Origin of the sequence: Pseudoalteromonas sp. 120-MNA-CIBAN-0494 (assembly GCF_040308885.1) — a bacterium.
Lineage (GTDB): Bacteria > Pseudomonadota > Gammaproteobacteria > Enterobacterales > Alteromonadaceae > Pseudoalteromonas > Pseudoalteromonas nigrifaciens.
In genome coordinates this window covers 1-2,427 of record NZ_JBEOOE010000070.1, presented here as the reverse complement: position 1 = coordinate 2,427, position 2,427 = coordinate 1, and the positions used below count along the sequence as shown (strand labels likewise).

General features: G+C 38.5%; 3 protein-coding genes. 2 read left to right on the top strand and 1 reads right to left on the bottom strand.

The genetic code is table 11. The annotated features are described in order from the left end of the window. Nucleotides 1-196 precede the first annotated feature (196 nt). Both ribA and AAEY55_RS17965 read left to right on the top strand, forming a co-directional pair. Entirely contained in the window at nucleotides 197-781 is a 585-nt protein-coding gene (ribA, locus tag AAEY55_RS17970) for a GTP cyclohydrolase II (RefSeq protein ID WP_182798307.1), read from the top strand. Nucleotides 782-825: 44 nt separating this feature from the next. Then, complete coding sequence (locus tag AAEY55_RS17965; protein ID WP_248473915.1) at nucleotides 826-1,860, top strand: FAD:protein FMN transferase; 1,035 nt, start codon at nucleotides 826-828, stop codon at nucleotides 1,858-1,860. Between the two features lie 26 nt (nucleotides 1,861-1,886). Here the strand turns inward: AAEY55_RS17965 and AAEY55_RS17960 are convergent, their stop codons facing one another. After that, a complete protein-coding gene (locus tag AAEY55_RS17960; RefSeq protein WP_290211275.1) occupies nucleotides 1,887-2,348 on the bottom strand; it encodes a S9 family peptidase in 462 nt (153 codons plus the stop codon). Nucleotides 2,349-2,427: the final 79 nt, after the last annotated feature.

Here is a 2,427-nt window from a genome sequence, read left to right as displayed (position 1 = left end):
TATTCATAATTACCTCAGGTTAATATGCTGAGTAAATTATGCATAGGTAGCATTAATATTGGTATGTGGGTTTAATTACGCGCTTACTTTCCTTCAATGATGTTCATTCTGTAATCTCTATAAAAATAAAATTGCGTTAAGTGGTTTATTGTAAGGAATACTTACCCATCCATGATTTTATTTGGAGCTTTTGGTTTTGTCTTTTTGTTATGTCGCGTCAACAAAGTTACCCACTCGCTGGGGAGAATTTACTCTGCATGGATTTAAAGATATCAATAATGATCAAGAACATGTATCGATTTCTATGGGAGATTTGAGTAGTGAGGGGCCTGTTTTGGCAAGGATTCACTCTGAGTGTCTGACTGGAGACGCTTTATTTAGTTTGAGGTGTGATTGTGGCCTTCAACTAGAATCCGCATTAGAGCTAATTGCGCAGGAAAAACGAGGGGTTATATTCTATTTACGTCAAGAGGGACGTGGAATAGGGCTACTAAATAAAATAAAGGCATATGATTTACAGGATAATGGCGCTGATACTGTTGAAGCAAACTTAAAGTTAGGTTTTGATGCTGATCAAAGAGATTATTCAATATTAAAATTTATGTGTGACCATTTTAATATTTCTGAATTAAGGCTGATGACAAATAATCCAGCTAAACTCAAGGCGATTGAAGAGCTAGGTATTAATTTGTCGGAACGAGTGCCACATAAAATTGCAGCTTGCACACATAATAGTAATTATTTATCCGTAAAAAGAGATAAGATGGGTCATATCATTTAAAAGCTTGGCTTTAATAATGAGCCATTTATCTAAGGAGAGTTGCAATGAGTCAATTTAAGCATATATACGCTATTTTTATCGCACTAATTTTTGTGAATTTGCTTTCGGCGTGTTCACCTGCACAAGAGAAGAAGTTTCAATTGACAGGTACAACAATGGGGACTTCTTATCATATCACCTTTAAAGCAATGTCAGATGCAGTTGAGGTAGAACATATTCAGGTAAAAGTCGATAAAGCGCTGCTTGGTGTTAATGAAATTGCCTCGACTTATATGGAAGACTCCGAGTTGTCATTGTTCAATGCTAAAAAATCAACTCTTCCCATTGCAGCCTCCGACGAGTTTCGCGAAATGCTATCCGAAGCCATTCGCCTAGAAAGCTTCAGTAATGGCTATCTTGATGTCACGGTTGGATCATTAGTTAACCTGTGGGGCTTTGGCCCTGCTAACCGTCCAGAAACAACGCCCACCGATGAAATGATAGCGCAAGCAAGAGATAAATTTGGCATCCGCTTTTTGTCAATAGAGGGAACAACGGTTAGAAAAGCAAATCCAGATGTATACCTCGATTTATCTACGCTGGCCAAAGGATATGGGGTGGATGTTGTTGCCGACTTACTTGATAGTAAAGGTATCCATGACTACTTGGTGGAAATTGGTGGCGAAATTCGCACTAAAGGGACCTCTTTAGAAAATAAAAACTGGGTCATTGCGGTGGAAAATCCCGTGTCTGGGACGCGTGCTATTCAGCGTGTTATTACGCCCAAAGATAATGCGATTGCAACAGCTGGTGATTATCGAAACTTCTACGAAGAAAATAATGTACGTTACTCTCATCTGATTGACCCTAAAACGGGACGTCCTATAACACATAGAATGGTTTCGACTTCTGTAATCTCACCATCTTGCATGGTTGCAGATGGTTTATCGACAGCCTTTATGATTATGGGGTTGGATAAGGCAATGAACTTAGCGAATGAACATAATATAGCAGCTTTATTTATTACAAAGAACTTAGATGGCACCTTCTCAGAGCATCACTCTGAAGCATTCACTCCCTATTTAAAGTCTCAAAGTTAAAAAATAATAGAGCTTAGAGTAGATAGCTAATTAATTATCCACTCTAAGCTATTTGTCCATATTGACTTTAATTCAGATGGTTTATTTACACGATGTTTCATTCCTTCAATGAATAATGAACTATGGGTAATCTTATTTTTAAATGCATATTCACTGAGTTGTTGAGCACATTGAATGGGCACTCGAAAATCATTTGTTCCATGGATAATGAGCATGTCTGGTTTATGAGTGGGCGGTGAATTGATAACCGATGCTTCTAATCGGGCAGTGTTAATCGGTAAATAATCACTGACGAAGTCAGGAATATCGGTAACTGCCTGGTAAGTATACCAATCACTGATTGCCGCTCCAATAATTACTTTAGTGAATGCGTTGCTGTGACACCCTGTATACGCACAAATGTATCCACCTTGGCTCCAGCCTATACCTATTACCTGTTTTAAGTCGATAGCATACTGTTTATGCAAAGCTTTGATACCAGAGCAAATATCTGTAAGCGCGCATTTAAGCAGTGCGCTTAGCTATAATCGAAGTCTAGCTGCACATTCCACGGCATTAGGTCGGTAA